This window comes from Streptomyces sp. NPDC056628, assembly GCF_042792555.1.
Lineage (GTDB): Bacteria > Actinomycetota > Actinomycetes > Streptomycetales > Streptomycetaceae > Streptomyces.
On record NZ_JBHTWG010000007.1, the window covers coordinates 135,907 to 161,248 of the forward strand.

At 72.5% G+C, this 25,342-nt stretch carries 22 protein-coding genes; 6 read left to right on the forward strand and 16 right to left on the reverse strand.

Going from position 1 to position 25,342, the window contains the following annotated elements; genetic code table 11:
• Positions 1 to 15 precede the first annotated feature (15 nt).
• Both ACFRAC_RS12545 and ACFRAC_RS12550 read right to left on the reverse strand, forming a co-directional pair.
• Positions 16 to 189 carry a CsbD family protein gene (locus tag ACFRAC_RS12545; protein WP_382923865.1) on the reverse strand — a complete coding sequence of 58 codons (174 nt, stop codon included), beginning with the start codon at positions 187 to 189 and terminating at the stop codon, positions 16 to 18.
• Positions 190 to 304: 115 nt separating this feature from the next.
• The gene (locus ACFRAC_RS12550) at positions 305 to 1,114 is read right to left on the reverse strand and encodes a trans-aconitate 2-methyltransferase (protein ID WP_382923866.1); all 810 of its coding nucleotides are present in this window, start codon (positions 1,112 to 1,114) and stop codon (positions 305 to 307) included.
• Between the two features lie 94 nt (positions 1,115 to 1,208).
• Here ACFRAC_RS12550 and tamR point away from each other — a divergent pair, with 94 nt between their 5' ends.
• Entirely contained in the window at positions 1,209 to 1,706 is a 498-nt protein-coding gene (tamR, locus tag ACFRAC_RS12555) for a MarR family transcriptional regulator TamR (RefSeq protein WP_151784448.1), read from the forward strand.
• Positions 1,707 to 1,841: 135 nt separating this feature from the next.
• On the opposite strand, the gene ACFRAC_RS12560 is transcribed toward tamR, so the two are convergent.
• Positions 1,842 to 2,615: a LuxR C-terminal-related transcriptional regulator gene (locus tag ACFRAC_RS12560; protein WP_382923867.1), complete on the reverse strand. Its 774-nt coding sequence runs from the start codon at positions 2,613 to 2,615 to the stop codon at positions 1,842 to 1,844.
• A gap of 273 nt (positions 2,616 to 2,888) precedes the next feature.
• On the opposite strand from ACFRAC_RS12560, the gene ACFRAC_RS12565 reads away from it, so the two are divergent.
• Positions 2,889 to 3,344 carry a GNAT family N-acetyltransferase gene (locus ACFRAC_RS12565; protein ID WP_382923868.1) on the forward strand — a complete coding sequence of 152 codons (456 nt, stop codon included), beginning with the start codon at positions 2,889 to 2,891 and terminating at the stop codon, positions 3,342 to 3,344.
• Between the two features lie 4 nt (positions 3,345 to 3,348).
• Here ACFRAC_RS12565 and galK read toward each other — a convergent pair whose 3' ends face one another.
• The 3 genes from galK to galT all read right to left on the reverse strand — a co-directional run bounded on the left by galK (position 3,349) and on the right by galT (position 6,604).
• Positions 3,349 to 4,512 (reverse strand): galactokinase, encoded by a 1,164-nt coding sequence (gene galK, locus ACFRAC_RS12570; protein WP_382923869.1) that lies wholly within the window; start codon positions 4,510 to 4,512, stop codon positions 3,349 to 3,351.
• A gap of 73 nt (positions 4,513 to 4,585) precedes the next feature.
• Positions 4,586 to 5,545, reverse strand: coding sequence for a UDP-glucose 4-epimerase GalE (gene galE / locus ACFRAC_RS12575; RefSeq protein WP_382923870.1), 960 nt, complete (start codon positions 5,543 to 5,545; stop codon positions 4,586 to 4,588).
• A complete protein-coding gene (galT, locus tag ACFRAC_RS12580; RefSeq protein ID WP_382923871.1) occupies positions 5,546 to 6,604 on the reverse strand; it encodes a galactose-1-phosphate uridylyltransferase in 1,059 nt (352 codons plus the stop codon).
• A gap of 210 nt (positions 6,605 to 6,814) precedes the next feature.
• Between galT and ACFRAC_RS12585 the strand changes: the two genes are divergently transcribed.
• On the forward strand, positions 6,815 to 8,506 hold the full coding sequence (locus ACFRAC_RS12585; protein WP_382923872.1) for a sodium:solute symporter family protein: 1,692 nt from the start codon (positions 6,815 to 6,817) through the stop codon (positions 8,504 to 8,506).
• Between the two features lie 21 nt (positions 8,507 to 8,527).
• On the forward strand, positions 8,528 to 8,875 hold the full coding sequence (locus tag ACFRAC_RS12590) for a hypothetical protein (RefSeq protein ID WP_382923873.1): 348 nt from the start codon (positions 8,528 to 8,530) through the stop codon (positions 8,873 to 8,875).
• A 105-nt stretch (positions 8,876 to 8,980) separates the two neighbouring features.
• Here the strand turns inward: ACFRAC_RS12590 and ACFRAC_RS12595 are convergent, their stop codons facing one another.
• The 10 genes from ACFRAC_RS12595 to rsmI all read right to left on the reverse strand — a co-directional run bounded on the left by ACFRAC_RS12595 (position 8,981) and on the right by rsmI (position 21,477).
• Positions 8,981 to 9,676, reverse strand: coding sequence for a LuxR C-terminal-related transcriptional regulator (locus tag ACFRAC_RS12595; protein ID WP_382923874.1), 696 nt, complete (start codon positions 9,674 to 9,676; stop codon positions 8,981 to 8,983).
• A gap of 304 nt (positions 9,677 to 9,980) precedes the next feature.
• Positions 9,981 to 11,765, reverse strand: a complete 1,785-nt coding sequence (locus tag ACFRAC_RS12600) for a PQQ-binding-like beta-propeller repeat protein (protein ID WP_382923875.1) — start codon at positions 11,763 to 11,765, stop codon at positions 9,981 to 9,983.
• 77 nt (positions 11,766 to 11,842) lie between these two features.
• A complete protein-coding gene (locus ACFRAC_RS12605; protein ID WP_382923876.1) occupies positions 11,843 to 13,660 on the reverse strand; it encodes a PQQ-binding-like beta-propeller repeat protein in 1,818 nt (605 codons plus the stop codon).
• Between the two features lie 214 nt (positions 13,661 to 13,874).
• A complete protein-coding gene (locus tag ACFRAC_RS12610; protein WP_382923877.1) occupies positions 13,875 to 15,683 on the reverse strand; it encodes an ABC-F family ATP-binding cassette domain-containing protein in 1,809 nt (602 codons plus the stop codon).
• Between the two features lie 77 nt (positions 15,684 to 15,760).
• A complete protein-coding gene (locus ACFRAC_RS12615; protein ID WP_382923878.1) occupies positions 15,761 to 16,660 on the reverse strand; it encodes a 4-(cytidine 5'-diphospho)-2-C-methyl-D-erythritol kinase in 900 nt (299 codons plus the stop codon).
• Complete coding sequence (rsmA, locus tag ACFRAC_RS12620; RefSeq protein ID WP_382923879.1) at positions 16,657 to 17,529, reverse strand: 16S rRNA (adenine(1518)-N(6)/adenine(1519)-N(6))-dimethyltransferase RsmA; 873 nt, start codon at positions 17,527 to 17,529, stop codon at positions 16,657 to 16,659. Before rsmA ends, ACFRAC_RS12615 begins: the two co-directional genes overlap by 4 nt.
• Positions 17,530 to 17,587: 58 nt before the next feature.
• Positions 17,588 to 18,973, reverse strand: coding sequence for a ubiquitin-like domain-containing protein (locus tag ACFRAC_RS12625; RefSeq protein WP_382923880.1), 1,386 nt, complete (start codon positions 18,971 to 18,973; stop codon positions 17,588 to 17,590).
• Between the two features lie 133 nt (positions 18,974 to 19,106).
• Complete coding sequence (locus ACFRAC_RS12630; protein ID WP_382923881.1) at positions 19,107 to 19,994, reverse strand: TatD family hydrolase; 888 nt, start codon at positions 19,992 to 19,994, stop codon at positions 19,107 to 19,109.
• Positions 19,995 to 20,040: 46 nt separating this feature from the next.
• Entirely contained in the window at positions 20,041 to 20,436 is a 396-nt protein-coding gene (locus ACFRAC_RS12635) for a hypothetical protein (RefSeq protein WP_382923882.1), read from the reverse strand.
• Positions 20,437 to 20,628: 192 nt separating this feature from the next.
• Entirely contained in the window at positions 20,629 to 21,477 is an 849-nt protein-coding gene (rsmI, locus tag ACFRAC_RS12640; RefSeq protein WP_382923883.1) for a 16S rRNA (cytidine(1402)-2'-O)-methyltransferase, read from the reverse strand.
• A 62-nt stretch (positions 21,478 to 21,539) separates the two neighbouring features.
• Between rsmI and ACFRAC_RS12645 the strand changes: the two genes are divergently transcribed.
• Both ACFRAC_RS12645 and ACFRAC_RS12650 read left to right on the forward strand, forming a co-directional pair.
• The gene (locus ACFRAC_RS12645; RefSeq protein ID WP_382923884.1) at positions 21,540 to 23,282 is read left to right on the forward strand and encodes a dolichyl-phosphate-mannose--protein mannosyltransferase; all 1,743 of its coding nucleotides are present in this window, start codon (positions 21,540 to 21,542) and stop codon (positions 23,280 to 23,282) included.
• Positions 23,283 to 23,690: 408 nt separating this feature from the next.
• The gene (locus tag ACFRAC_RS12650) at positions 23,691 to 25,322 is read left to right on the forward strand and encodes a penicillin-binding transpeptidase domain-containing protein (RefSeq protein WP_382923885.1); all 1,632 of its coding nucleotides are present in this window, start codon (positions 23,691 to 23,693) and stop codon (positions 25,320 to 25,322) included.
• The last annotated feature ends 20 nt before the right edge of the window (positions 25,323 to 25,342 follow it).

Sequence of the window (25,342 nt, forward strand, 5' to 3'; positions counted from 1 at the left end):
GTTGTTCCGGCGCGCTCAGTGCTTGAAGGTGTCCTTGCCCTTCTCCTTCGCCTGGCGCGCGTCGCCCTTCACTTGATCGGCCTTGCCCTCGGCGGTCATGCGCTCGTTGCCGGTCATCCGGCCCATGGCTTCCTTGGCCTTGCCCTTGGCCTGTTCCTTCGTGGCCCGGGCCTTCTCTTCCTTCGCCATGTTCCTCACTCCTGCAAGGTTCGACGTCGCTGCCAGGGACCGGGTTTCCCGGGAGCCACGGATCAAACAGAGCGGGATGCGGGACCGCCCGCGCGGGTGGGGACGGGGCTGGTCGTCACTGCTCCCTGCGGGCGACCGCGAAGATGCGGCGGAACGGGAACGCGGTGCCGTGCGGACCGGGCGGGTAGGCCTCGCGCAGCGCGGCCCGGTACGCGTCCAGGAAGGCGTCCCGGCGGCCGGGGTCGTCGGCGAGCGCGGTGAGGACGGGGCGCAGGCCGGTGCCCTTCACCCAGTCCAGGACGGGGTCCTCGCCGGGCAGCAGGTGCAGGTACGTCGTCTCCCACACGTCCGCCGTACAGTCCAGGGCGGTCAGGCGGGCCAGGTAGTCCCGTGGGTCGAGCACGGCGTCGGAGTGGCTCAGGACGTCCGCCAGGCCGTGGCGGGCGGCGAGGTCGCGCATCAGGCGGTGGCTGGGGGCGTCGAAGTTGCCGGGGACCTGGAAGGCGAAGGTGCCGCCGGGGCGCAGGCCGGCCACCCAGGAGCCGAAGCGGTCGGCGTGGCCCGGCACCCACTGCAGGGTGGCGCCGCTGACGATCAGGTCGTACGGCTCCTCGGGCGTCCAGGTGCCCACGTCGGCGTGGGCGAAGTCCAGGCGGCCGCCGCCCGCGGTGGGGCCCTCGTGCAAGGTGTGGGCGCGGTCCAGCATCTCGGCGGAGTTGTCGAGGCCGGTGATGTGGGCGGTGGGCCAGCGTGCGGCGAGCAGGGCGGTGACGTTGCCGGGGCCGCAGCCGAGGTCGGCGATACCGGGCCGGTCGCCGGGGAGCGGGGGGACGCGGGCCAGGAGGTCGGTGAAGGGGCGGGCGCGGTGATCGGCGTGACGCAGGTACTGGGCGGGGTCCCAGGTGGGGGTGGCGGCTGCGGACATGGCGGGGCCTCCTGTCTTCCGGGTTCCAGCCTGCACCCCGCTTTATCTTGACGTCAAGAGACTTCATGTCGACACAACCACTACACTGATCGTCATGGAGGACGAGGTCGATCGGCTGGTCGCGGCGTGGCGCCGGGAGCGCCCGGACCTCGACGTGGAGCCACTCGAGGTGCTCAGCCGCGTGAGCAGGCTGGCCCGGCATCTGGACCGTGCGCGCCGGCTGGCGTTTTCCGAGCACAGTCTGGAGCCCTGGGAGTTCGACGTGCTGACCGCGCTGCGGCGCGCGGGCGATCCCTATCAGCTCTCTCCGGGGCAGTTGCTGACGCAGACGCTGGTCACCTCGGGCACGATGACGAACCGCATCGACCGGCTGGCCAAGAAGGGCCTGGTGGAGCGGCTACCCGACCCGAGCGACCGGCGCGGGGTGCTGGTGCGGCTCACGGCCGAGGGGCGCGATCGGGCCGACCAGGCGCTGGCGGGGCTGCTCGCGCAGGAGCGGGCGATTCTGGGAGAGCTGTCGGGTGGGCAGCGGGCCGAGCTTGCGGGGTTGCTGCGCAGGCTGACCGCGCCGTTCGACAACATTCCGGGGTAGTGCCGGGGCCGGCGTGTCCGGCCCTTTCCCGCCCACTTTCGGTGCCGGGCGGCGGCCGATCGCGGGTGCGGCGCCGTCGTGGCTTGTCGCGCGGTTCCCCGCGCCCCGGCGGGCGTGGTCCCCGCCCGGAGTCTTTCAGGCGCTGGTCGTGGCCTCCGGGAGGATGCGGGCCGGGGGGTCCAGGTCCACCGGGCCCACTCCTGCCCGGCGGGCCAGGGCCACCGCGGCCAGGGTGGAGTGGACGCCCAGCTTGCCCAGGACGTTCTGCATATGGGTGCGGACCGTGTGCGGGGAGAGGAACAGGCGCTCGGCGACGGCCTTGCGGCCCAGGCCCGCCACCATGCAGCGCAGCACCTCCCGCTCGCGCGGGGTCAGCGACTCCACGAGCCGTTCGCTCTCCGTGCGGTGCTTGCGGGCCGCCGTCAGCTCGCGCAGCACCCCCGTGAGCAGGGCGGGCGGCAGATGCGTCTCGTCGCGCAGCACCCCGCGGATCACGGTGAGCAGCCGGGACAGTGAGCAGTCCTTGGCGACCCAGCCGGACGCCCCGGCCTGGAGGGCGAGTGCGGCCCGGCGCGGGTCGTCCTTCTCGGCGAGGACGACGGTCCGTACGGCGGGCTGCGCGGAGCGGACGCCCGCGACCAGCGAGATGCCGTCGACCAGTCCGTCCTCGCCCACCTCCTGGACGGGCGGGGCGGGGCGTATGCCCGGCAGGCCGCCGCCCAGGTCGGCGTCGACGAGCAGCACGTCGAAGCGGCGCCCCTCGGCGGCCGCGCGCTCCAGGCAGCGCAGCGCGGCCGGACCGCTGCCCGCGGCGGAGACCTCGACATCGGGCTCGGCCGCCAGCGCGGCGGCGAGCGACTCGGCGAAGATGCGATGGTCGTCGACGACCAGGACTCGGATGCGAACCACGAAACCCCCTTCCCCAAGCTCTCGAAGAGCAGGGGATACCCCGTCGTCATGAGGACGACACCGGGAGACGAACACGGTCGCGGGCGCGACGCCCGAAGCACGTAGGGCACGCACGGCCGCCGCCGTGCAGGAACTGCTACCCCCCACTTCGGGCGTCGAACCCGACTGTCTCGCCCCCTGATCAGCACCGGCCCCCACCGGTGCTGCTCATCAGAGTACGGGCGGGGGGCAGGAGCGGAAGCGAATTTGCAGAACTGGTTCGCCGACGCGTTTATGGTGAGCCGCATGTTTCGTCTGGAGACAGAAGTCGACACTTTCCGGCGGGATCTGCTCCGGCGGAGACTGCGGGACACCAACACCGCGGCCTCTCCGGTGCTGCGCGCCCTGCGCGGAACCCCAGGTGAACGCGAACTTCCGCTCCATGTGTGGGCCTTGGACGACGCGGGTGCCGTGGCCGGGGGGCTGGTCGGCCACACCTGGGCCACCTGGCTGCACGTCACGTACCTGTGGGTGGACGAACGCCACCGCGGCGCCCGGCTCGGTTCGCATCTGCTCGCACACGCGGAGCGCGTCGCCCGCGACGAGCGGGGCTGTGCTTCCGTGCGCCTGGAGACGTGGGACTTCCAGGCGCCGGAGTTCTACCGGAAGAGGGGGTACGACGTGGTGTGCGTGATCCCCGACTATCCGCCGGGGATCACCGAGTACACGCTCACCAAGCGGCTGCGCTGAGCGCTCAGCGCAGCCGCCGCGCGCCCGCCGCCGGGACGGCCTCGAACACGCGCGGCGCGGTGAAGCCGGCCGCGGCGAAGGCGTCCTCGACGGCCTTGGTGACCGCCTCGACGTCCCCGGCCTCGCTCAGCACGATCGCCGAGCCGCCGAAGCCGCCGCCGGTCATCCGGGCGCCCAGCGCCCCGGCGGTCAGGGCCGCCTCGACGACGAGGTCGAGTTCGGGGCAGGAGACGCGGAAGTCGTCGCGCAGCGAGGCGTGGCCCTCGGTCAGGACCGGGCCGATGGCCCGGGTCTCGCCGGACTCCAGCAGGGCGACGACCCGCTCGACGCGCTCGTCCTCGGTGACGACGTGCCGCACCAGGCGGCGCACCTCCTCGTCGTCGCCGATCCGGGCGAGGGCCGCGTCCAGTTCGCCGTAGGGGACATCCCGCAGGGCGTCGACGCCGAGGATCGCGGCGCCCTTCTCGCAGCCGGCGCGGCGCTTGCCGTACTCGCCCTCGCTGTGGGAGTGCTTGACCTGGGTGTCGACCACGAGCAGCCGCATGCCCTCCGCGGCCAGGTCGAAGGGGATCTGCCGCTGGGAGAGGTCGCGGGTGTCCAGGAAGAGGGCGTTGCCGGCCTCGCAGCAGGCGGACGCCGTCTGGTCCATGATGCCGACGGGGGCGCCCACGTAGACGTTCTCCGCGCGCTGGCACAGGCGGGCCAGCTGCCAGCCCTTCAGGCCCAGGTCGTACAGGTCGTTCAGGGCGAGCGCGACGACGACCTCCAGGGCCGCCGAGGAGGACAGGCCCGCGCCCGCCGGGACCGTGGACGCGAGGTGGACGTCGGCGCCGCCGACGGCGTGGCCGGCGTGCCGCAGCGCCCAGACGACTCCGGCGGGGTAGGCGGTCCAGGCGCGGTCGGTCTCGGGTGCGAGGTCGGCGACGCGCAGCTCCACGACACCGCCGCGCACGTCCTCGGAGTGCAGGCGCAGCACGCCGTCGTCGCGGCGGGCGACCGCGGCGACCGCGGTGTGCGGCAGCGCGAACGGCATGACGAAGCCGTCGTTGTAGTCGGTGTGCTCGCCGATGAGGTTGACCCGCCCGGGCGCGGCCCACACTCCCTCGGGCTCGGACCCGTACAGCTCCCGGAACCGCTGCGCGACCGCGGCCGCCGTGTCGACGCTCATCCCCTGATCCTGACCTTCCCTGCCGAACCGGCCTCGGTGGCCGGTGAGTTGACCGGCCGCTCAGCCGTAGAACCTAACGGGTGCGCTGGGCGAACTCCCACGCGTCCGCGACGATGCCCGCGAGGTCGGTGCGGGACGGGTTCCAGCCGAGCCGCTCGCGGGCGGTGGCGGCGGAGGCGACGAGGACGGCCGGGTCGCCGGCCCGGCGCGGGGCCACCACTTCGGGCACCGGGTGCCCGGTGACCTGACGGACCGTCTCGATGACCTCGCGGACGGAGAATCCGTTGCCGTTGCCGAGGTTGCAGATGAGGTGCTCGCCCGGCACGGCGGCCTTCAGGGCGAGGAGATGGGCCTCGGCGAGGTCGGCGACGTGGATGTAGTCACGGACGCAGGTGCCGTCCGGCGTCGGGTAGTCGTCGCCGAACACGGAGATCGACTCGCGCCGGCCCTGGGCGACCTGGAGGACCAGCGGGATCAGGTGCGACTCGGGGTCGTGGCGCTCGCCGTGCTCCCCGTAGGCGCCGGCGACGTTGAAGTAGCGCAGCGACACCGCGGCGAGGCCGTGGGCCGCCGCCTCGCCGGTGATCATGTGGTCGACGGCCAGTTTGGAGGCGCCGTAGGGGTTGGTGGGCAGCGTGGGCGCCGACTCGACGATCGGCGCCTCGGCCGGCTCGCCGTAGGTGGCCGCCGTGGAGGAGAAGACGAGGGTGCGCACGCCCGCCTCGCGCATGGCGCCGAGCAGGGCCATGGAGCCGCCGACGTTGTTCTCCCAGTACTTCTCGGGCTTCACGACGGACTCGCCGACCTGGGAGGAGGCGGCGAAGTGCAGGACGGCGTCGAAGGAGGCGTCCAGCCACTTGGCGGCGTCGCGGATGTCGCCCTCGACGAACGTGGCGCCGGCGGGCACGCCCTCGCGGAAGCCGGTGGAGAGGTTGTCGAGGACGACGACCTCGTTCCCGGCCTCGAGCAGATGCCGCGCGACCACGCTGCCGACGTAGCCCGCGCCCCCGGTGACCAGAAACTTCCCGCTCATCTAACTCGCTACCTCTCGCAGTCGCTCAGCCGCGCGCTCCGGCGGCACGTCGTTGATGAACACGTTCATGCCGGATTCCGAACCCGCGAGGAACTTCAGCTTGCCGGACGTACGGCGGATGGTGAAAAGCTCGAGGTGCAGCGCGAAGTCGTCGCGGACGACACCGTCGAACTCCGCCGATCGGCCGAACGGCGCCTGGTGCCAGGCGGAGATGTACGGCGTCGGTGGCTCACCCTCGCCGAAGATCCGGTCGAAGCGCCTCAACAGTTCCAGATAGACCTGGGGGAACTCCGTGCGCGCCGCCTCGTCGAGGGCGAGCAGGTCGGGCACCCGGCGCTTGGGGTACAGGTGAACCTCGTACGGCCAGTGCGCGGCGTACGGCACGAAGGCCGCCCAGTGTTCACTCTCCAGGACGACCCGCTCCCCGGCGAGTTCGCGCTCCAGGACGGCGTCGAAGAGGTTGCCGCCACCGGTGGCGGCCTTGTGCCGCGCGAGGGAACGCAGCATGAGGGCGGTGCGGGGCGTGGTGAAGGGGTAGGCGTAGATCTGCCCGTGCGGATGCCCGAGGGTGACACCGATCTCGGCGCCGCGGTTCTCGAAGCAGAACACCTGCTTGACGGCGGGCAGCGACGACAGTTCCGAGGTGCGGTCGGTCCACGCGTCCAGGACGAGGCGGGCCTGCTCCTCGGTCAGATCGGCGAAGGAGGCATCGTGGTCGGAGGTGAAGCAGACGACCTCGCAGCGCCCGGAGTCACCGGCGAGCGACGGGAAGCGGTTCTCGAAGACGGCGACGTCGTAGGAGGAGTCGGGGATCTCGCTGAGCCGGCCATCGCGGGAGGGGCAGAGCGGGCATTCGTCGGCCGGCGGGTGGTAGGTGCGGCCCTGCCGGTGGGAGGCGATGGCGACGGCGTCCCCGAGGAGGTCGTCGTGGCGGATCTCGGACGTGGTGACGGTGGGCTCCAGCGGGCGGCGGTCGGCCGCCTGGCGCAGGGTGTCGTCGCGCAGGTCGTAGTAGATGAGCTCCCGACCGTCCGCCAGCCGGGTCGAGGTCTTCTTCACGCGGGACTCCCTTCGAGCCACTCAGGTCTTCCGGGACGCTCCGGCACTTCTCCGAGCCTTCATCCAACAGAACCAAACATAGCAGAACACAACCCATCAGGCTCGGTCAACATCACGATCAAACAAAAAACGTCACTCGAAGTGTTCAGTTACTGAACACGGCGGCGTAGGTTCCGCTCTGGATCGGTTCGCAAAACGAAGCGAGTACACATGGAAACCCCCACGTATCCCCCCACCTACCTCGCCGCAGAGCTCCGGCTCCCCACGAACTGGGTCGACTACACGCTGCTGGGCATCTACTTCGTCGTCGTGCTCGGCATCGGGTTCGCCGCCCGCCGCTCGGTCAAGACCAGCCTGGACTTCTTCCTGTCCGGGCGCTCCCTGCCGGCCTGGGTGACCGGCCTGGCGTTCGTCTCCGCCAACCTGGCCGCCACCGAGATCCTCGGCATGGCCGCCAACAGCGCCCAGTACGGCGCCTACACCGTCCACTGGTACTGGATCGGCGCCATCCCGGCCATGGTCTTCCTCGGCCTGGTGATGATGCCCTTCTACTACGGCAGCAAGGTGCGTTCCGTGCCGGAGTTCCTGCTGCTGCGCTTCGACCGGGGGGCCCATCTGCTCAGTTCGATCCTGTTCGCCTTCGCCGCCATTTTGATCGCCGGGGTGAACCTGTACGCCCTCGCGATCGTGGTCGAGGCCCTGCTGGGCTGGCCGGAGTGGGTGGCGATCGTGGTCGCCGGCTTCTTCGTGCTGGCGTACATCACCCTGGGCGGTCTGTCCTCGGCGATCTACAACGAGGTCCTGCAGTTCTTCGTGATCCTGGCCGCGCTCATCCCGATCACGGTGCTCGCCCTGAAGAAGGTCGGCGGCTGGGACGGCCTGACCGCCACCCTGACCAGGACCCACGGCGAGGACTTCGTCACCGCCTGGGGCGGCACCGGCATCGGCGACCCCAACCCGCTCGGCGCCAACTGGCTGACGATCGTCCTCGGCCTCGGCTTCGTGCTGTCGTTCGGCTACTGGACGACGAACTTCGCCGAGGTCCAGCGCGCCCTGTCCGCGAAGAACCTCTCGGCGGCCCAGCGCACCCCGCTGATCGCGGCCTACCCCAAGATCTTCATCGTCTTCCTGGTGATGATCCCCGGCCTGGCGGCCGCCGCCCTGGTCCCCGGCTTCGGCACCGAGAAGTCCGGATACCAGTACAACGACGCCATCCCCTTCCTCATGGAGGGACTGCTGCCCAACGGTGTGCTCGGCATCGCGGTCACCGGTCTGCTGGCCGCGTTCATGGCCGGCATGGCGGCCAACGTGTCGTCCTTCAACACGGTGTTCACCACGGACATCTGGCAGAAGTACGTGGTCAAGGACCGCGAGGACTCCTACTACGTGCGCTTCGGGCGGCTCATCACGGCCGTCGGCGTCATGGCCTCCGTCGGCACGGCCTTCCTGGCGTCGTCGTTCTCGAACATCATGAGCTACCTGCAGACGCTGTTCTCCTTCTTCAACGTGCCGATGTTCGTGGTCTTCATCATCGGCATGTTCTGGAAGCGGGCCTCGATGAAGTCGGGCTTCTGGGGGCTGCTGGCCGGCACCACGGCGGCGATGGTCAACTACTTCGTCCTCTACAAGCAGGGCATCATCTCCATCCCCACCGACCAGGGAGCGAACTTCGTCTCCGCCATCGCGGGCTTCGTGGCCGGCGCGGTCGTCATGGTGGCCGTCTCCCTGTTCACCGCGCCGAAGCCCGCGCACGAACTGCAGGGCCTGGTCTACGGCACCCGCTCCCCCGGCATGTCGGAGCCGCCCGCCGAGGGCGACGACGCCTGGTACCGCAAGCCCGCCCTGCTGGGCTGGGGCGCCGTGATCCTGGCGGCCGTCTGCTACATCCCGTTCTCGTTCTGACCAGGAAGGTCCTGACCGACCATGACCGACCATCCCGAGCACTCCGACCGCCCGCGCCACCCCGGCTTCTCCGAGGAGGACGTGCAGCGCGAGGTCACCGAGCTTCAGGAGAAGTCCGAGACGGCCGCCCGGCTCTTCGACATCCGGCGCATCATCGGCGGACTCTTCGTCGTCTACGGCGTGATCGTCACGATCGTCGGCATCACCGACGACGACGCCGCGATCGACAAGGCGGAGGGCGTCAACATCAACCTGTGGACCGGCCTGGCCATGCTGCTGCTCGGCCTGTTCTTCCTGGCCTGGCTGAAGCTGCGGCCCACCGCGCCGCCGCCCCCGCCGGTCGCGCCGGGCGACGAACCGTCCGAATGACCCCGCCGGGGGCGAGCGGCATCCGCCCTCGCCCCCGCCGTCCTCCGCCCCCGGGAAGTGCCCGCCCGATCGTGCCGGGCTCCCGCCTGATCGAGAGGAGACCCCCTACGGCTCCGACGGCGCGTGGGGGCGGGGCAGCGGGCCCGCCCGGTCGAGCAGGCCGGTGCGGGCCGCCAGCGCCGCCGCCTCCAGACGCGATCCGACACCCAGCTTCATCAGCACCCGCTGGACATGGGTGCGGGCCGTCGACGGCGCGATGCCCATGCCGGCGGCGATGAGCCGGGTGTCCTCGCCGTCGGCGACCCGCACCAGCACCTCCACCTCCCGCGGGGTGAGCATCTGGAGCAGCCGCTGCCCCTCGTCGTCCGGCTGGGCCGCCGGGTTGAGCAGCTCGCTGAACGCGCCCTGCAGCAGCTGCGGCGCCACCGCCGCCTCACCGGCCCGCGCCTTCATGATCGCCCGCTCGACCCCCTCGATGCGCTCGTCGTGCCGTACGTAGCCGGAGGCGCCGGCCGCGAACGCCGCCGCGATCCCGCGCGGGCTCGGCACCGGCCCGAGGACCAGCACCGCCACCTGCGGCCGCTCCCGCTTGATCCGCACCACCGGGTCGAACATGCCCGGCTCCGCGGGTGTCGCCGTCCCCAGCAGACACACCTCGGGCGCCCGCGCGATCACCAGCTCGGCCGCCCCCGCGGCCGGAGCGGCCGCGGCCAGCACCCGATGCCCCCTCAGTTTCAGAGCCGAGGCCAGCGCCTCGGCGAGCAACCGGTGGTCGTCGACCACCATCAGCCGCACTCCCATCGAGCAACCCCCCAGTCCCCCCAATGGATCTCCCGCCATGCCCGGATCCGGTCACACCGGTCCGGACGCCCCACTATGGATGCCCACTGGTCCGCGCGGACAGAAGCCCCCTCCCGGCTCCCCTGCCCTTCATGCCCCCGGAAGCTACACGCTTGTTCGACGTCGCGCTCCCCCTACAAGCGATAAGTGCCCCGGAACGGCGGATTTTCCGGCTTTCCCCGCACGCCGGGGCGCGCAGGCAGTAAGCCGGCGGCCCCGCTCCTGACCAGGAACGGGGCCGCCGGGCGCGGAAGGGGCGCGCGCGTCAGCTCTTCGCGCCGAACGCGATCACATGCCACCGCTGCTCGCCCGAACTCCCCAGGGAGCTGGCGAACCTGGACGACATGTACAGGTGGCCCTGGGAGTAGAGGAGCTCGGCGTAGTCCGGGGACATCCGCGTCTCCACGTCCCGGACCGTGCGCGCGGCCGGGTTCTCCAGCAGCTTGGTCTCCTTGAAGCTGCCGCCGTCGATGCTGACGATCTGCCCGCCCTTGTCGTACGGGGGACGCTTGTAGGCGATCACGTCGCCGCCGTCCATGCGCAGCGGCGTGATCGTGTAGCGGTCGCCGGCGTCGGCGCGCTGCCCGGTCTGCTTGCCGCTGGCCAGGTCGAAGGCGACGATCTCGTTGGTGCGGCCGTACTCGCCGCCTCCGGAGTGCTCCTTGGTGGCCGCGTACAGCCGGTCGTTGCCGACGACGACGCCGGTGCACGCCTCGATGGTGGTGACGCCGGAGCAGCGGGCCGAGAACTTGTCGGCGGGCAGCGGGACGCGGATGCGCAGCTTGCCCGTCCTGTTGTCGATGGAGAAGGCGTCCGAGATGCCGATGGCGTCGGACTCGCCGACCTCGGCGGCCACCACGAGCGGGTCGGTGGAGATGACACTGGCGTACTCGACGCCCTCGGCCATCTTGTACTCGGAGATCACCTTCCCGCTCTTCGGGTCGATGGTCTGGATGTGCAGCTGCGGCTGGTCGTAGCTGCCGCACTTGCGCACGGCGACCAGCTTGGGCCCGCCGGCGTACCCCAGGTCGTAGCAGCCGTCGTCGGCCTTCGGCGTCCACAGCTGCCTGCCGGACTCGAGGTCGAAGGCGGCGCCGCCGCTGGTACCGCCCGCGGCGACGGTGCCGCCGCTGACGGTGAGGTTGTCGAAGCGGAGCTCACGGCTCCCGGCCTTGGCGGTCTTCGTCCACAGCTTCTTGCCGGCGTCGAGGTCGATCGCCGCGACCTGGCTGCAGCCGTAGGACGGCTTGTCCTTCGTCGGCTTCGCGGGCTGGAAGGCGATCGCCGTCAGGTGGTCGTCGGTGACGTGCCTGCTGGCCTGGCAGACCGGTCCGGGCAGCGGGATCGTCCACAGCTCGGTGCCCTTGTCCGGGTCGTAGCCGACGATCTCGGAGACGCCGCTCTTGACGTACGCCTTGTCGGTCAGCCACGAGCCGGCGACCACGACGCTGGTGTCCTCGCCGACCTTGGGCGACGGGATCTTGAACAGCACGTCGGAGTTGGCGTCGGAGGGCACCTTCTCTGTGCCGTCGGGGGTGTCCCCGCCGCCGCCCTGCCCGTCGTCGCCTCCGCCGCCGGTGCCGCCGCTGGAGCTGGCCGTCTCGTCCTTGCCGCCGTCGTCACCGTTCTTGAACAGGTACACCCCGCCGACGACCAGCGCGATCACCACGACCACCGCGGCCACGACCACCGCGATCCGCGAGCCGTTCGAGCCGCCGCCGGTCCCCGTGACGGGCTGCGTCGGATAGGGCTGCGGCTGCTGCGGATAGCCGTAACCGGGCTGCTGGCCGTACGGGTTGGGCGTCGGGTACGGCTGGGGCTGCTGCTGGGCGTACGGGTTGGGCTGCTGGCCCGGATAGCCGTACGGCTGTGCCGGCGGCTGGGGCTGCTGCGGTGCCTGCGGGTAGCCGTAGCCGGGCTGCTGCGGCGGACCGGCCGGCGGGGTGGGCGGCCCCTGCGGCGGCTGGTACTGCTGGGGCGGCTGGTCCTGGGGCGGGCCGAAGCCGCCCTGCGGGGGCTGGTTCGGCGGCGGGGGCGGCGGCTGGGTCATGGCGGGGGCACCTCGGGGAGGGGGCGGGAGCGCGGCGGACACGGCGGAGGCGCGGGTGACGGGCACCCGCGCCGAACTCACTTGCCGTAGGCGAGGATCAGCTTCTCCTTGGCGTCGTCCTGGCCGCTGAGGCGGGTGCTCGACAGGTAGAAGCGGCCGTCGACCCAGTCGTACGCCTTGGAGAAGAAGCCGTTCTCGATCCGCGCGGCGCTCACGGGGTTCTGCAGGAGCTTCGCCGGCTCGTGGCTGCCGCCGGACAGCGGGATCGCCACGACCTGGCCGCCGGCGTCGTAGGACGGCGTCACGTACGCGACGAGCTTGCCGTCCTCGACCTTGACCGGGAGCATCGTCTCCTCGGCGGGGGACTTGACGCGCCACTTCTCCTTGCCGCTGTCCAGGCTGATCGCGACGATCTCGTTGGCGGCGGCGGTGGACTTGGTCGGCATGTACAGCGTGTCGTCGTCGGCGACCACTCCGCCGCAGCCCTGCAGGGCGCGCTCCAGGATGGCCCAGCCGCACTCGGCGCCGATCTCCAGGTCGACGGAGACCTGCGAGCGGCGCTTGCCGCCGGAGTCGAACGTGGAGATGTTCCACGTCTTCTTGTCCTTGTTGGTGCTGTAGACGACCAGCGGGTCGACCGAGAAGACGCGGGCGACCCGCCAGCCCCCGTCGATCTCGCGCGTCCACTTGGCCTTGCCCGTCGCCGGGTCGAGGACCTGGATCTCGTCGTGCTCGCCGGAGCCGCCGGCGTCGCAGGACGCCACGCCGACCAGGGCGTCGCCGCCCGCGAAGGCGTCGGGGAAGCACTTGTCGCCGTAGCGCTGCTTGTCCCACATCTTCTTGCCGGTGCCGACGTCGTAGGCGGTGCCGGACTGCGAGCGGCCCACCATCAGCGTCTTGCCGGTGATGGACATCTCGACCTTGAGGGTGGTGTCGAACAGGCCGCCCTCGGCGACCGTGCCCTTCCAGCCCTTCGCGCCGGTGTTCAGGTCGATCTGCTGGAGCTGGTTGCACTTGGCGCGGTCGCTGCTGCCGCTCATGTAGGCCACGACGACCTTGTCGTCGGAGGACTTCTGCGCGGTGACCGAGCAGATCTTCTCCGGGAAGGTGATCGGGTCCCAGGCGGCCTCGCCGTCGGCGACGCGGTAGCCGAAGACCTGCTTGTACGCCGCCTTCACCGCGGTCTTGTCGGTGATCCACATGCCGGGGGCGTCGGCGCCCGAACCGGGGGCGTCGGGGGCCGGCTGGTACCAGAGCACCTTCGCCTCGCCGGCCTGCCGCCCGCCGTTGAGGTTCTCCGGGTCGGCGCCGCCGCCACCGCCGCCGTCGTCGTCGCCGGTCGGCGACGCGGAGCCCTTCGGGTCGTCGGTCTTCTGCGCGACCGGCTTCTTCGGGTCGTCGTCGCCGCCGCCGGTCACCGCGTACACGGTGCCGCCGATCACCGCGAGCGCGGCGACGGCCGCGACGACGGCGAGGGCGGGCTTGCCCTTGAACGGGTTGCGCGAGCCGCCGGGCGGGGTGCCGGGCACTCCGGGGTACTGCGGCTGGCCCGGGTAGCCGTAACCCGGCTGCGGCTGGCCGTACGGGCCGGGCTGCTGGGGCGGCTGGCCGTACGGGCCCGGCTGCTGGGGCGGCTGGCCGTACGGGCCGGACGCGTAGGGGCCCGGCTGCTGCGGGGGCTGCTGCGGGTAGCCGTAACCGGGCTGGGGCGGACCCGCCGGCGGCTGCGGCGGGCCCTGCGGCGGCGGAGGCGTCTGGGGGGCGCCCTGCGGCGGAGGCGGGGGCTGCGGGGCACCGTCCGGCTGCGGCGGCTGCGGGGCGCCGAAGCCGCCCTGCCGCGGGTCCTGCGGTGCGCCGAAACCGCCCTGCGGCGGCTGGTTGGGCGGCTGGCTCATGAGCGGTCCCCCTTGGTGGGCCGGTGCGGTGCCACGTCCTGTGCCGTCGCGATCTCGCCACACCGGCGTTTCTCACACTGTCCTCAGCGGCCCTTTCTATCACCCGTCACCGACGGCGGACCGGTCCGCGCCCGCCCCTGTACCCAAGGGAGGACCGGCCTGTGATGCCCTCGTTATGACCCTTCACGGGCTCTTCACGTGCGGGAGCCGACGGCTACGCGTCCTCGGCCAGTTCGAGCCAGCGCAGTTCGAGTTCGTCCCGCTGGGTGGCCAGATCGCGCAGTTCCGCGTCGAGTTCGGCGACCTTGGCGAAGTCGGTGGCCTGCTCGGCGATCGCGGCGTGCAGCTTGGTCTCGCGCTCGGAGAGCTTGTCGAGCTGCCGCTCGATCCGCTGCAACTCCTTCTTGGCGGCCCGCAGATCGGCGGCGCTGCGCTCCGGTACGGCCTTCTCGGCGGCCGGGGCGGACGCGGCAGCGAGCTGGGCCGCCTCCATGCGGTGGCGGCGCTCCAGGTACTCGTCGACGCCGCGGGGCAGCATCCGCAGGGTGGCGTCGCCGAGGAGGGCGAAGACCCGGTCGGTGGTGCGTTCGAGGAAGAACCGGTCGTGGGAGATGACGATCATCGAGCCGGGCCAGCCGTCGAGGAGGTCCTCCAGCTGGGTCAGGGTCTCGATGTCGAGGTCGTTGGTGGGCTCGTCGAGGAAGAGGACGTTGGGCTCGTCCATCAGCAGGCGGAGGAGCTGGAGGCGGCGGCGCTCGCCACCCGACAGGTCCCCGACCGGCGTCCACTGCTTCTCCTTGGAGAAGCCGAACGTCTCGCACAGCTGACCGGCGGTCATCTCGCGGCCCTTGCCGAGGTCGACGCGGTCGCGCACCTGCTGGACGGCCTCCAGGACCCGCAGGTTCGGGTCGAGCTCGGCGACCTCCTGGGAGAGGTAGGCGAGCTTGACCGTCTTGCCGACGGCGACCCGGCCGCCCGCCGGCTGCGTCTCGCCCTCGGTACGGGCGGCCTGGGCCATGGCCCGCAGCAGGGAGGTCTTGCCGGCGCCGTTGACCCCGACGAGGCCGATGCGGTCGCCGGGGCCGAGCTGCCAGGTGACGTGCTTGAGGAGGACCTTGGGTCCGGCCTGGACGGTGACGTCCTCCAGGTCGAAGACGGTCTTGCCGAGCCGCGAGGAGGCGAACTTCATCAGCTCGCTGCTGTCGCGGGGCGGCGGCACGTCCTTGATGAGCTCGTTGGCCGCCTCGACGCGGAAGCGCGGCTTGGAGGTGCGGGCGGGGGCGCCGCGGCGCAGCCAGGCCAGCTCCTTGCGGACCAGGTTCTGCCGCTTGACCTCCTCGGTGGCGGCGATGCGCTCCCGCTCGGCGCGCGCGAAGACGTAGTCGGAGTAGCCGCCCTCGTACTCGTGGACGACACCGCGCTGCACGTCCCACATGCGGGTGGAGACCTGGTCGAGGAACCAGCGGTCGTGGGTGACGCACACGAGGGCCGAGCGGCGCTCGCGCAGGTGCTGGGCGAGCCAGGAGATGCCCTCGACGTCGAGGTGGTTGGTGGGCTCGTCGAGGACGATCAGGTCCTGCTCCTCGATGAGCAGCTTGGCGAGCGCGATCCGGCGCCGCTCGCCGCCGGACAGCGGGCCGATGACGGTGTCGAGTCCCTGCGGGAAGCCGGGCAGGTCGAGGCCGCCGAAGAGGCCGGTGAGGACGTCGCGGATCTTGGCGTTGCCGGCCCACTCGTGGTCGGCGAGGTCGCCGATCACCTCGTGGCGGACGGTCGCCTCGGGGTCGAGGGAGTCGTGCTGGGTGAGGACGCCGAGCCGCAGCCCGCCGGAGTGGGTGACCCGGCCGGTGTCGGGTTCCTCCAGCTTGGCCAGCATCCGGATCATGGTCGTCTTGCCGTCGCCGTTGCGGCCGACGACGCCGATGCGGTCCCCCTCGGAGACGCCGAGTGAGACGCCGTCGAGCAGGGCACGGGTGCCGTACACCTTGCTGACGTTCTCGACATTGACCAGATTGACGGCCATTGTTCTCCTGCCCGGGGGCTGTGTCGACGTGCGGCGGAGCCGCGTGGGTCAGCCTCCCAGCCTAGTCGGGCCGGAGGTCAGGCCAGGACGGTGGCGCCGGGGGCCGGCCCCGAGGCCGTGCGGACGGTACGGCAGGTGCCGGAGGCGCGCAGGGTCTCGGCGACCTTCTGCGCGCTGCCGGGGTCGCGGACGAGGAACGCCGTGGTGGGGCCCGAGCCGGAGACGAGCGCGGTGAGCGCGCCGGCCGTGCGCCCGGCGGCCAGGGTGTCCGCCAGCTCCGGGAAGAGGGAGAGCGCGGCGGGCTGGAGGTCGTTGGAGACGGCGGCGGCGAGCGCGTCCGGGTCGCCCTTCGCGAGGGCGTCGAGCAGGGGCTCGGAGGCGACGGGCTCGGGGACGCCGGTGCCCTCGGCGAGCCGGTCGAACTCGCGGAAGACGGCGGGCGTCGACAGCCCGCGGGTGGCCATCGCGAACACCCAGTGGAAGGTGCCGCCGACGTCGAGGGGGCGCAGCTTCTCGCCGCGCCCGGTGCCGAGGGCCGCGCCGCCGACCAGGCTGAACGGGACGTCGCTGCCGAGTTCGGCGCAGATGTCGAGGAGTTCCTCGCGGGACGCGCGGGTGCCCCACAGGGCGTCGCAGGCGAGGAGGGCGGCCGCTCCGTCGGCGCTGCCGCCCGCCATGCCGCCGGCGACGGGGATGTCCTTGGCGATGTGCAGGTGCACGTCGGGGGTCAGGCCCTGGCGCGCGGCCAGCGCCTCGGCGGCGCGGACGGCGAGGTTCGATCCGTCGAGCGGGACCTGCGCGGCGTCGGGGCCGTCACAGGTGACGCGTGGTCCGCCGGGCGAGGGCGTCGCGGTGACCTCGTCGTACAGGCCGACGGCGAGGAAGACGTTGGCCAGGTCGTGGAAGCCGTCGGGGCGGGCGGCACCCACCGCGAGCTGGACGTTGACCTTGGCGGGGACGCGGACGGTGACGCTCACTGCTGGCCCTGCTCCTTGTGCTCGGCGATGGACGCGAACTCCTCGACCGTCAGGGACTCGCCGCGGGCCTGCGGGGAGACGCCGGCCGCGACGAGGGCGGCCTCGGCGGCGGCGGCGGAGCCGGCCCAGCCGGCGAGCGCGGCCCGCAGTGTCTTGCGGCGCTGGGCGAAGGCGGCGTCGACGACGGCGAACACCTCGCGCCGGGACGCGGTGGTCGAGACGGGTTCGGTGCGCCGGGTCAGTGCGACCAGGCCGCTGTCCACGTTCGGGGCGGGCCAGAAGACGGTGCGGCCGATGGCGCCGGCCCGCTTGACCTCGGCGTACCAGTTGGCCTTCACGGACGGCACCCCGTACACCTTCGAGCCGGGGGCGGCGGCGAGGCGGTCGGCGACCTCCGACTGCACCATGACCAGGGTGCGTTCGAGGCTCGGGAAGGTCTCCAGCATGTGCAGCAGGACCGGGACGGCCACGTTGTAGGGGAGGTTGGCGACCAGCGCGGTCGGGGCCGGGCCGGGCAGCTCCGTGACGTGCATCGCGTCGGAGTGGACCAGCGCGAACCGGTCGGCGCGCTCGGGCATGCGGGCGGCGACGGTGGCGGGCAGCGCGGCGGCCAGCACGTCGTCGATCTCGACGGCGGTGACCCGGTCGGCGGCCTCCAGCAGGGCGAGCGTGAGGGAACCGAGCCCCGGGCCGACCTCGACGACCACGTCGTGGGGGCGGACCTCGGCGGTGCGGACGATTCGGCGGACGGTGTTCGCGTCGATCACGAAGTTCTGGCCGCGCTGCTTGGTGGGGCGCACACCGAGGGCGGCCGCCAGTTCGCGGATGTCGGCGGGGCCCAGGAGGGCGTCGGGGGTGGGGCTGCTCACCCGACAAGGGTACGGGGCGCCACCGGGCCGGATCGCCGGAGCTGGCCGGGCGCCCGTCTCACCCGTGCAGGCGCTGCCCGCAGTGCGGCCAGGGGCTGGTGCCCTGGCGGACGTACAGCTTCTTGGCCCGCATCGTCTGTTCCGCGGGCGGGGCGTCCTGGGGGCGGCCCCGGCCGCCGAGGTTCTGCCAGGTCTCGGTGTCGAACTGGTACAGGCCGCCGTACGTCCCCGAGGAGTCGACGGCGTCGGGGCGGCCGCCCGACTCGCAGGCCGCGAGTCCCTCCCAGTCCAGCCGTCCCGTGGAGTTGGTCGACGTCGGCAGGGGCTTCGTGCCGACCTTGACGATCTGGGTCTGCGGCCGGCGCACCAGCTCGGTGCCGGTGCGCCGCGGCTTCTGCCGCACCCCGTTGACGGTGCGCAGCGTGTACGTGATGCGGCGCAGGCCCGCCCGTCCCGGCTGCTCGACGACCTCGGTGCCCCGGAACACCGCCGGGTCCTCGACGCGCCGTACGTCGAAGGGGATGACCTCGTCGCGGATCTCCCGGCCGCCGGTGATCCGCAGCACGGTCACCGCCTGCCCGTCGCGCGGGAAGTCCCCGGCCCGCGCCGAGGTGGTGTCGTCCCCGCGCAGGGTGATGCCGGCCTGCTCGACGACCTCGCCGACGGTCGCGGCGTTGGTGCGGACGGTGCGGGCCCGGCCGTCCGCGAGGACCGTCACGGCGCGTTCGGTGCGCACGTCCAGGGTGAGCCCCGCGCGTCCGATGCGCCGTGAGCGCGGCACCGACACGTACGCGCCCTCGGTGCGCACCCCGAGCTCCCGCAGCGCGGCCTCCACGGTGCGGGCGGTCGTCCACACCTCGCGGCGGCGGCCGTCGAGGGTGAGCCGCAGGGGGCGCCCGTGGCGCACCGAGATCTCGTCGCCGCTCCGCAGCGCCGATCCGGCGGGCGGGTCCACCACGTCGTGGGCGCCGACCTCGACGCCCTGGTCGGCGAGGAGCTCGGTGACGTCGTCGGCGAAGGTGTGCAGGGTGCGCGGGGTGCCGTCGACGGTCAGCTCGACCGCCTTGTCGCTCGCGACGAAGGCACTGGTGCCGCCCGCCAGGAACGCGACGACGAGGGCCTGCGGGACCAGCCGGCGCATGGGGCCCTCGACCCGCTCGACGGTCCGGCCACGCCGGCGGTGCGCGGCCCGCCGCCCGGTCCGGTGGTCCGCGCCGGGCGTGTACGCCCCTTCGGCCACCTCGTACGCCGGGCGGTAGGTGTCCGTGTACGCCTCGGACGCGCCGCCGCCCCCGTACCCGGTGTCGTGACGTTCCGTGTACGTCTCGAAGGCGGCCGGCGTGCCGTAGGGCACCGTGGGAGCGGTGTACGGGTCGAAGCCGCCGTACCCCGGGGGGTACGGGGACGGGCTCGGTCCATACGTCTCGAACTGCGCGTTGCTCACCACGACGCTCCAGCGGAGGGGTCCGTTCAGGGCCACCAGAACCTAGCGGAGCGCCGGGCGGTCACCAAGGCGACGCGGCTACGCACCGTAATTTTTACGGGCGTTGGGAGCCGGGAGGGCCGTCGTGCGGGTGTCAGCGCGGGTAGGAGAAGGCCTGTGCGGTGTTCGATCCCAGGGCCGCGGCCAGCGTGTCCTCGTCGATGCCGCGCACCTCGGCCATGGCCCGGACCGTGATCGGAATGAGATACGGCGCGTTGGGCCGTCCGCGGTACGGGGCCGGGGTGAGGAAGGGCGCGTCGGTCTCCACCAGGAGCAGCTCCGGCGGGGCCACCGCGACGGCGTTCCGCAGGTTCTGGGCGTTCTTGAAGGTGACGTTGCCGGCGAAGGACATGTAGTAGCCGGCGCGGGCGCACACCCGGGCCATCTCGGCGTCGCCGGAGTAGCAGTGGAAGACGGTCCGCTCGGGGGCGCCCTCCTCCTTGAGGATGCGCAGGACGTCGTCGTGGGCGTCGCGGTCGTGGATGACGAGGGTCTTGCCGTGCCGCTTGGCGATCTCGATGTGGGCGCGGAAGGACGCCTCCTGCGCCCGGATGCCCTCGGGGCCGGTGCGGAAGTGGTCGAGGCCGGTCTCGCCGACTCCCTTGACCTGGGGGAGCGCGGCGAGACGGTCGATCTCCGCGAGCGCCTCGTCGAGCGCCGCCGCGCCCCCGGCCTCGCGCGCCCCCTGCCGGGACCAGCCGTCGGGGTCGCCGTGCACGATGCGGGGGGCCTCGTTGGGGTGCAGGGCGACGGTGGCGTGCACGGCGTCGTGCGCCGCCGCCGTCTCGGCCGCCCACCGCGAGCCGCGTACGTCGCAGCCCACCTGCACGACGGTGGTCACCCCGACCGAGGCGGCCTTCGCCAGGGCGTCCTCCACGCTGCCGGACTGCATGTCGAGGTGGGTGTGCGAGTCGGCGACCGGCACCCGCAGCGGTTCCGGCGCGGGTGGGGCGGCGTGCTTGTCGGCGGCGTTCGAAGACATGCCCCGATCCTACGGAAGGGGCCTGCCCGCCCGGCCGGGCGGCGGGTCAGCCGGCCTTGCGGTGGAAGACGTGCAGGAGGTCGGAGAGCTGCCAGTGGTGCGGGACCTCGCCCGCCGGCGCGGGCACGGCCGGGGCCTGCGCGGGGACGGGGCGGGAGCCGTGCAGGGAGTTCTGCACGGAGGACACCTGCCCGGCGCGCATGATGCGCACCACGTGCCCGTCGCAGTTGTGGCAGGCGGGCCGGCTCAGCGGCGACGGCACGACGCGGCCGTCGGCCACGTACCGGACGAACTCGTGGCCGTCCGCGTCGCGGTGGTGCTCTATCTCGTACGACTGCTCCCAGCCGTGCCCGCAGCGCATGCACGCGAACGAGTACGACTCGTGGACGACCGCGGTCGCGGTGCCGTGAAGGTCCGGGACCTGCTGTGTGCTCTCACTCATGCCGGCTCCTGTGGTCCGCTGGGCTGGGACGGTCGGCGCCCCACGACTCAGTGGACTCGCCGGCGGCGGCGAGCGCACGGAATCTGTCCAGTGTTGGCGGCGAATTGGCCGTTCCTTGCCGAAACGCCCGAGTCGCTTTACCCCGGCATGGGGCGCCCGCTCATCCGGGCATACGCCCTGCTCACACCACCTTCACGCCCCCGCGTTCTTGGCCGCCACGACGGCGTCGAAGACCTCCCGCTTGGGCACCCCGGCCTCGGCGGCCACCGCCGCGATCGCCTCCTTGCGCCGCTCCCCCGCCTCCTCGCGGATCCGGACCCGGCGCACGAGCTCCGCCGCGTCGGTCTCCTCGGCACCCTTATCCGGGGCCCCCTCGACGACGACGGTGATCTCCCCGCGCACGCCCTCGGCGGCCCACGCCGCGAGCTCCCCGAGCCCGCCGCGCCTGACCTCCTCGTACGTCTTCGTCAGCTCCCGGCACACGGCGGCCCGCCGTTCGGGACCGAACACCTCGGCCATTGCGGCGAGGGTGTCGTCGAGCCGGTGCGGGGCCTCGAAGTAGACGAGGGTGCGCCGCTCCCGCTCGACCTCGGCCAGGCGCGAGCGCCGCTCCCCCGCCTTGCGCGGCAGGAACCCCTCGAAGCAGAACCGGTCCACGGGCAGCCCGGACAGGGCGAGCGCGGTCAGCACGGCGGACGGGCCCGGCACGGCGGTGACCCGGATATCCTTCTCCACCGCCGCCGCGACCAGCCGGTACCCCGGGTCCGACACGGACGGCATGCCCGCGTCGGTCACCAGCAGCACCCGCGAGCCCTCCAGCAGCGCCTCGACCAGCTCGGGGGTGCGCGCCGACTCGTTGCCCTCGAAGTACGACACGACCCGCCCCGAGGGCTGCACGCCGAGCGCCTGGGTGAGGCGCTTCAGGCGCCGGGTGTCCTCGGCGGCGACCACGTCCGCGCCGGCCAGTTCCTCCGCGAGCCGGGGCGGCGCGTCCTGGACGTCGCCGATGGGGGTGCCTGCCAGTACAAGGGTTCCTGTCACGTTTCCAGTCTCGCAGGGCGCATCCGCGCGACTGTCACAGACGTGTTCCCTACGATGGCGCGGTGACCAGTACCGCGTCCTCCACGGACACCCGGCAGGACCAGGCATCGCACGAGCAGCGGCCCTCGTGGCAGCAGCGGCTGCGCCGATTCGGCTACTCCGCCGCGCCCGGCGGCGACGTACGCGACCGGCTCGTGCCGCCGTACGTGGCGCCCAGCCCGAGGATGTGGCAGTTCCTCGGCGTCTCGGGCCCGCTCGCCGCCCGGATCACGCGCTGGTCCGCGTGGGGCGGTCCGCTGCTGGTGACGCTGCTCGCCGGCGTGCTGCGCTTCTGGCACCTGGGCAGCCCGAAGGCGGTGATATTCGACGAGACGTACTACGCCAAGGACGCCTGGGCGCTGATCCACCGCGGCTTCGAGGTCAGCTGGGACAAGAACGCCAACAAGTCGGTCCTGGAGCTGGGCGACCACGTGCCGATCCCGACGGACGCGGCGTACGTCGTGCACCCGCCGGTGGGCAAGTACGTCATCGGGCTGGGCGAGCTGATGTTCGGCTTCAACCCGTTCGGCTGGCGCTTCATGACGGCGCTGCTCGGCACGCTCTCGGTGCTGATGCTGTGCCGCATCGGCCGCCGCATCTTCCGCTCCACGTTCCTCGGCTGCGTCGCGGGCGCGCTGATGGCCGTGGACGGACTGGCCTTCGTGATGGCCCGCACCTCGCTGCTGGACGGGGTGCTGATGTTCTTCGTGCTGGGGGCCTTCGGCTGCCTGATCATCGACCGGGACCGGGCGCGCGCGAGACTGGCCGCCGCGCTGCCGGTGGACGCCTCCGGGCGGGCCCGCCCGGACGCGCACATCGCCGAGACCCTCCGCCTCGGCCTGCGCCCCTACCGCTGGCTGGCGGGCCTGATGCTGGGCCTGGCCCTCGGCACCAAGTGGAGCGGCCTGTGGGTTCTGGCCGCGTTCGGCCTGATGACGGTGCTGTGGGACGTCGGCGCACGCCGGGTCGCCGGCGCCCGGCGCCCGTACCGGGCCGTGGCCCGGCACGACCTGGGGCCGGCCTTCCTGGCGACGGTGCCGGTGGCGATCGTCACCTACCTCGTGTCCTGGACGGGCTGGATCCTCTCCCCGGCGAACGGCAAGGGCGGCTACTACCGCGACTGGGCGACCGCCGACGGACGCACCAGCGACTGGTCCTGGCTGCTCCCCGACTGGTGGCTGAGCCTGTGGCACTACGAGCGCCAGGTGTACGACTTCCACGTGGGCCTGTCCTCGCCGCACACCTACCAGTCCAACCCGTGGAGCTGGATCGTCGACGGCCGTCCGGTGTCGTTCTTCTACGAGTCCCCGCTGCCCGGCGCTGACGGCTGCCCCTCCGACGCGGGCGGCAAGTGCGCACGCGAGGTCCTGGCGATCGGCACCCCGGTCCTGTGGTGGGTGGCGGCCGCGGCCCTCCTGTACGTCCTGTGGCGCTGGCTGCTGCGCCGCGACTGGCGGGCCGGCGCCATCGCCTGCGGCGTCGCGGCCGGGTACCTCCCCTGGTTCCTCTACCAGGAACGCACCATCTTCTTCTTCTACGCCATCGTCTTCCTCCCCTTCCTGTGCCTGGCCGTGGCGATGCTCCTGGGCGCGATCATCGGCCCACCCCGCTCCGGCGACACCCGCCGCGTGATCGGCGCGACGGCCGCGGGCGTCCTGTTCCTCCTGATCGCCTGGAACTTCATCTACTTCTGGCCGCTGCACACGGGCCAGTCGATCCCGCTCGACGAGTGGCGGTCCCGGATGTGGCTGGACACGTGGGTGTAGCTGGGCGCACGAGCTAGGGCGTGTTTCGAAAGTAGCGTCGTCCGCCCGAAGGGCGGGGTCCGCGGCGTCTGGCGCGGTGCATCGCAAGGCGGAGGGTCGTCCGCGTACTGGGCGTACGCGGACGATCCCGACAACGCGGCGAGGCGCCGTGCCAGGCGTCGCGGACCAGACGGGACTTTCGAAACACGCCCTAGCAGGGTGCGGCCGCCGGTTCGTCGCCCCGGGCTTGCGAGCACCCGGGGTGCGGGCAGCGGGGCCGGGTATCGGGGTGCGCGGAGAGCGGGTTTTCGCCGGCCGCGATGGTGTCCTCCCGCGTCTTCCCCCAGACGTTCGGTCACAAAAGAAAACTCCCCTCACAGTTCTCCCCCACGCCACTTACAGTGCGGAGGACGGAACGGGGAGGGGATCATGGCCAAGGGGGTCAAGGTCGCGGTCGTGGGCGGGGTGTTCGCCCTGATAGTGGGCGGGGCCGGGTACGGCGCCTACAACATCGTGTCCGCGCTGGACGGGGGCGGGGCCACCGGCGCCGGGGGGGCGGCGCGGTCCGGGCCGCCGGACGCGGACGAGGTGGCGGAGACCACCGAGGCGTTCTTCGCCGCCTGGGAGAAGGGCCGGGTCGAGCAGGCCGCCGCCCGGACCGACAACGACGCGGCCGCCGGCGTCCTGCTCAACGCCTACACCGAGGCCGCGCACATCACCGATGTGAAGATCACGCCGGGGAAGGCGAAGGGCACCACCGTGCCGTTCACCGTCGACGCCAAGGTGTCGTACGGCGGGAAGTCCGAGCCGCTGCGCTACGAGAGCCGGCTCACCGTGGTGCGCGGGGTCAGCACAGGACGGGCGCTGGTCGACTGGCAGCCGTCCGTGCTCCACCCGGAGCTGCGCAAGGGCGACACCCTGGTCACCGGCGAGGCCGCGAGCCCGCCCATCGAGGCCGTCGACCGGAACGGCACCGCGCTGACGAAGGAGAAGTACCCCTCGCTCGGCCCGGTCCTGGACACCCTGCGGTCCCGCTACGGCGACAAGGCGGGCGGCGAGCCCGGTGTGGAGCTGTCGATCCGGCACACCGTCACCGAGGCCCCGGACACCTCGCTGCTGACCCTCTCCAAGGGCAGACCCGGCACGCTGCGCACCACGCTCAGCGCGGGCGCCCAGGCGGCGGCCGAGAAGGCGGTGAAGCAGTACGGGCAGTCCTCGGTGGTGGCCCTCAAGCCGAACACCGGTGAGGTGCTGGCCGTGGCCAACCACCGTGAGGACGCCTTCGACGCCGCGTTCCAGGGGCAGGTCGCCCCCGGTTCCACGATGAAGATCCTCACCTCGGCCATGCTCATCGACAACGGCCTGGCCACGATGAACGGCCCGGCACCCTGCCCGGACACGGCGGTCTGGCAGAGCCAGACCTTCAAGAACCTGAAGGGCATGAAGCCGGACGAGGGGCCCGGCGCCACCCTTTCGGCCGCCTTCACCCGGTCCTGCAACACGGCCTTCATCAAGCTCGTCGGCCGCGACGGGGTCACCGACTCCTCCCTGGCGACGGAGGCCGAGCAGCGGTTCGGGATCGGCCGTGACTGGCGGACCGGCATCAGCTCCTTCGACGGCAGCGTCCCCGCCTCCGGCGGCCCGGACCGCGCGGCCAACGCGATCGGGCAGGGCACGGTCCAGATGAACCCGCTGACCATGGCGTCGGTGACGGCGACCGCGATCACCGGCACCTTCCGGCAGCCGTACCTGGTGCCGCGCACGCTCGACGACCGCGACTTCGCGACCGCCTCCGGACTGCGGCCGGGCACCGCGAACCAGATCCGGCAGATGATGCGGCTGACCGCGACGCAGGGCACCGGCGCGCCGGCGATGCGCGGGCTGGGCGGCGACATCGGCGCGAAGACCGGTTCGGCCGAGGTCGACGGGGAGGCCACCTCGGACAGCTGGTTCGCGGCGTTCCGCAACGACGTGGCGGCGTCCGCGCTGGTCCAGCAGGGCGGGCACGGCGGAGACGCGGCCGGTCCGATTGTCGCAGCCGTGCTACGAGCGGCCGGCTGACCTCACCCTCGGCGCCCGGG

What these genes read in the sequence shown, in the direction of transcription:
- ACFRAC_RS12545 (WP_382923865.1), bottom strand. Translation starts at nt 189, where the DNA reads ATGGCGAAGGAAGAGAAGGCCCGGGCCACGAAGGAACAGGCCAAGGGC.
- ACFRAC_RS12550 (WP_382923866.1), bottom strand. Translation starts at nt 1,114, where the DNA reads ATGTCCGCAGCCGCCACCCCCACCTGGGACCCCGCCCAGTACCTGCGT.
- tamR (WP_151784448.1), top strand. Translation starts at nt 1,209, where the DNA reads ATGGAGGACGAGGTCGATCGGCTGGTCGCGGCGTGGCGCCGGGAGCGC.
- ACFRAC_RS12565 (WP_382923868.1), top strand. Translation starts at nt 2,889, where the DNA reads ATGGTGAGCCGCATGTTTCGTCTGGAGACAGAAGTCGACACTTTCCGG.
- galK (WP_382923869.1), bottom strand. Translation starts at nt 4,512, where the DNA reads ATGAGCGTCGACACGGCGGCCGCGGTCGCGCAGCGGTTCCGGGAGCTG.
- galE (WP_382923870.1), bottom strand. Translation starts at nt 5,545, where the DNA reads ATGAGCGGGAAGTTTCTGGTCACCGGGGGCGCGGGCTACGTCGGCAGC.
- ACFRAC_RS12585 (WP_382923872.1), top strand. Translation starts at nt 6,815, where the DNA reads ATGGAAACCCCCACGTATCCCCCCACCTACCTCGCCGCAGAGCTCCGG.
- ACFRAC_RS12590 (WP_382923873.1), top strand. Translation starts at nt 8,528, where the DNA reads ATGACCGACCATCCCGAGCACTCCGACCGCCCGCGCCACCCCGGCTTC.
- ACFRAC_RS12595 (WP_382923874.1), bottom strand. Translation starts at nt 9,676, where the DNA reads ATGGGAGTGCGGCTGATGGTGGTCGACGACCACCGGTTGCTCGCCGAG.
- ACFRAC_RS12600 (WP_382923875.1), bottom strand. Translation starts at nt 11,765, where the DNA reads ATGACCCAGCCGCCGCCCCCGCCGCCGAACCAGCCCCCGCAGGGCGGC.
- ACFRAC_RS12605 (WP_382923876.1), bottom strand. Translation starts at nt 13,660, where the DNA reads ATGAGCCAGCCGCCCAACCAGCCGCCGCAGGGCGGTTTCGGCGCACCG.
- ACFRAC_RS12610 (WP_382923877.1), bottom strand. Translation starts at nt 15,683, where the DNA reads ATGGCCGTCAATCTGGTCAATGTCGAGAACGTCAGCAAGGTGTACGGC.
- ACFRAC_RS12630 (WP_382923881.1), bottom strand. Translation starts at nt 19,994, where the DNA reads ATGTCTTCGAACGCCGCCGACAAGCACGCCGCCCCACCCGCGCCGGAA.
- ACFRAC_RS12635 (WP_382923882.1), bottom strand. Translation starts at nt 20,436, where the DNA reads ATGAGTGAGAGCACACAGCAGGTCCCGGACCTTCACGGCACCGCGACC.
- ACFRAC_RS12650 (WP_382923885.1), top strand. Translation starts at nt 23,691, where the DNA reads ATGGCCAAGGGGGTCAAGGTCGCGGTCGTGGGCGGGGTGTTCGCCCTG.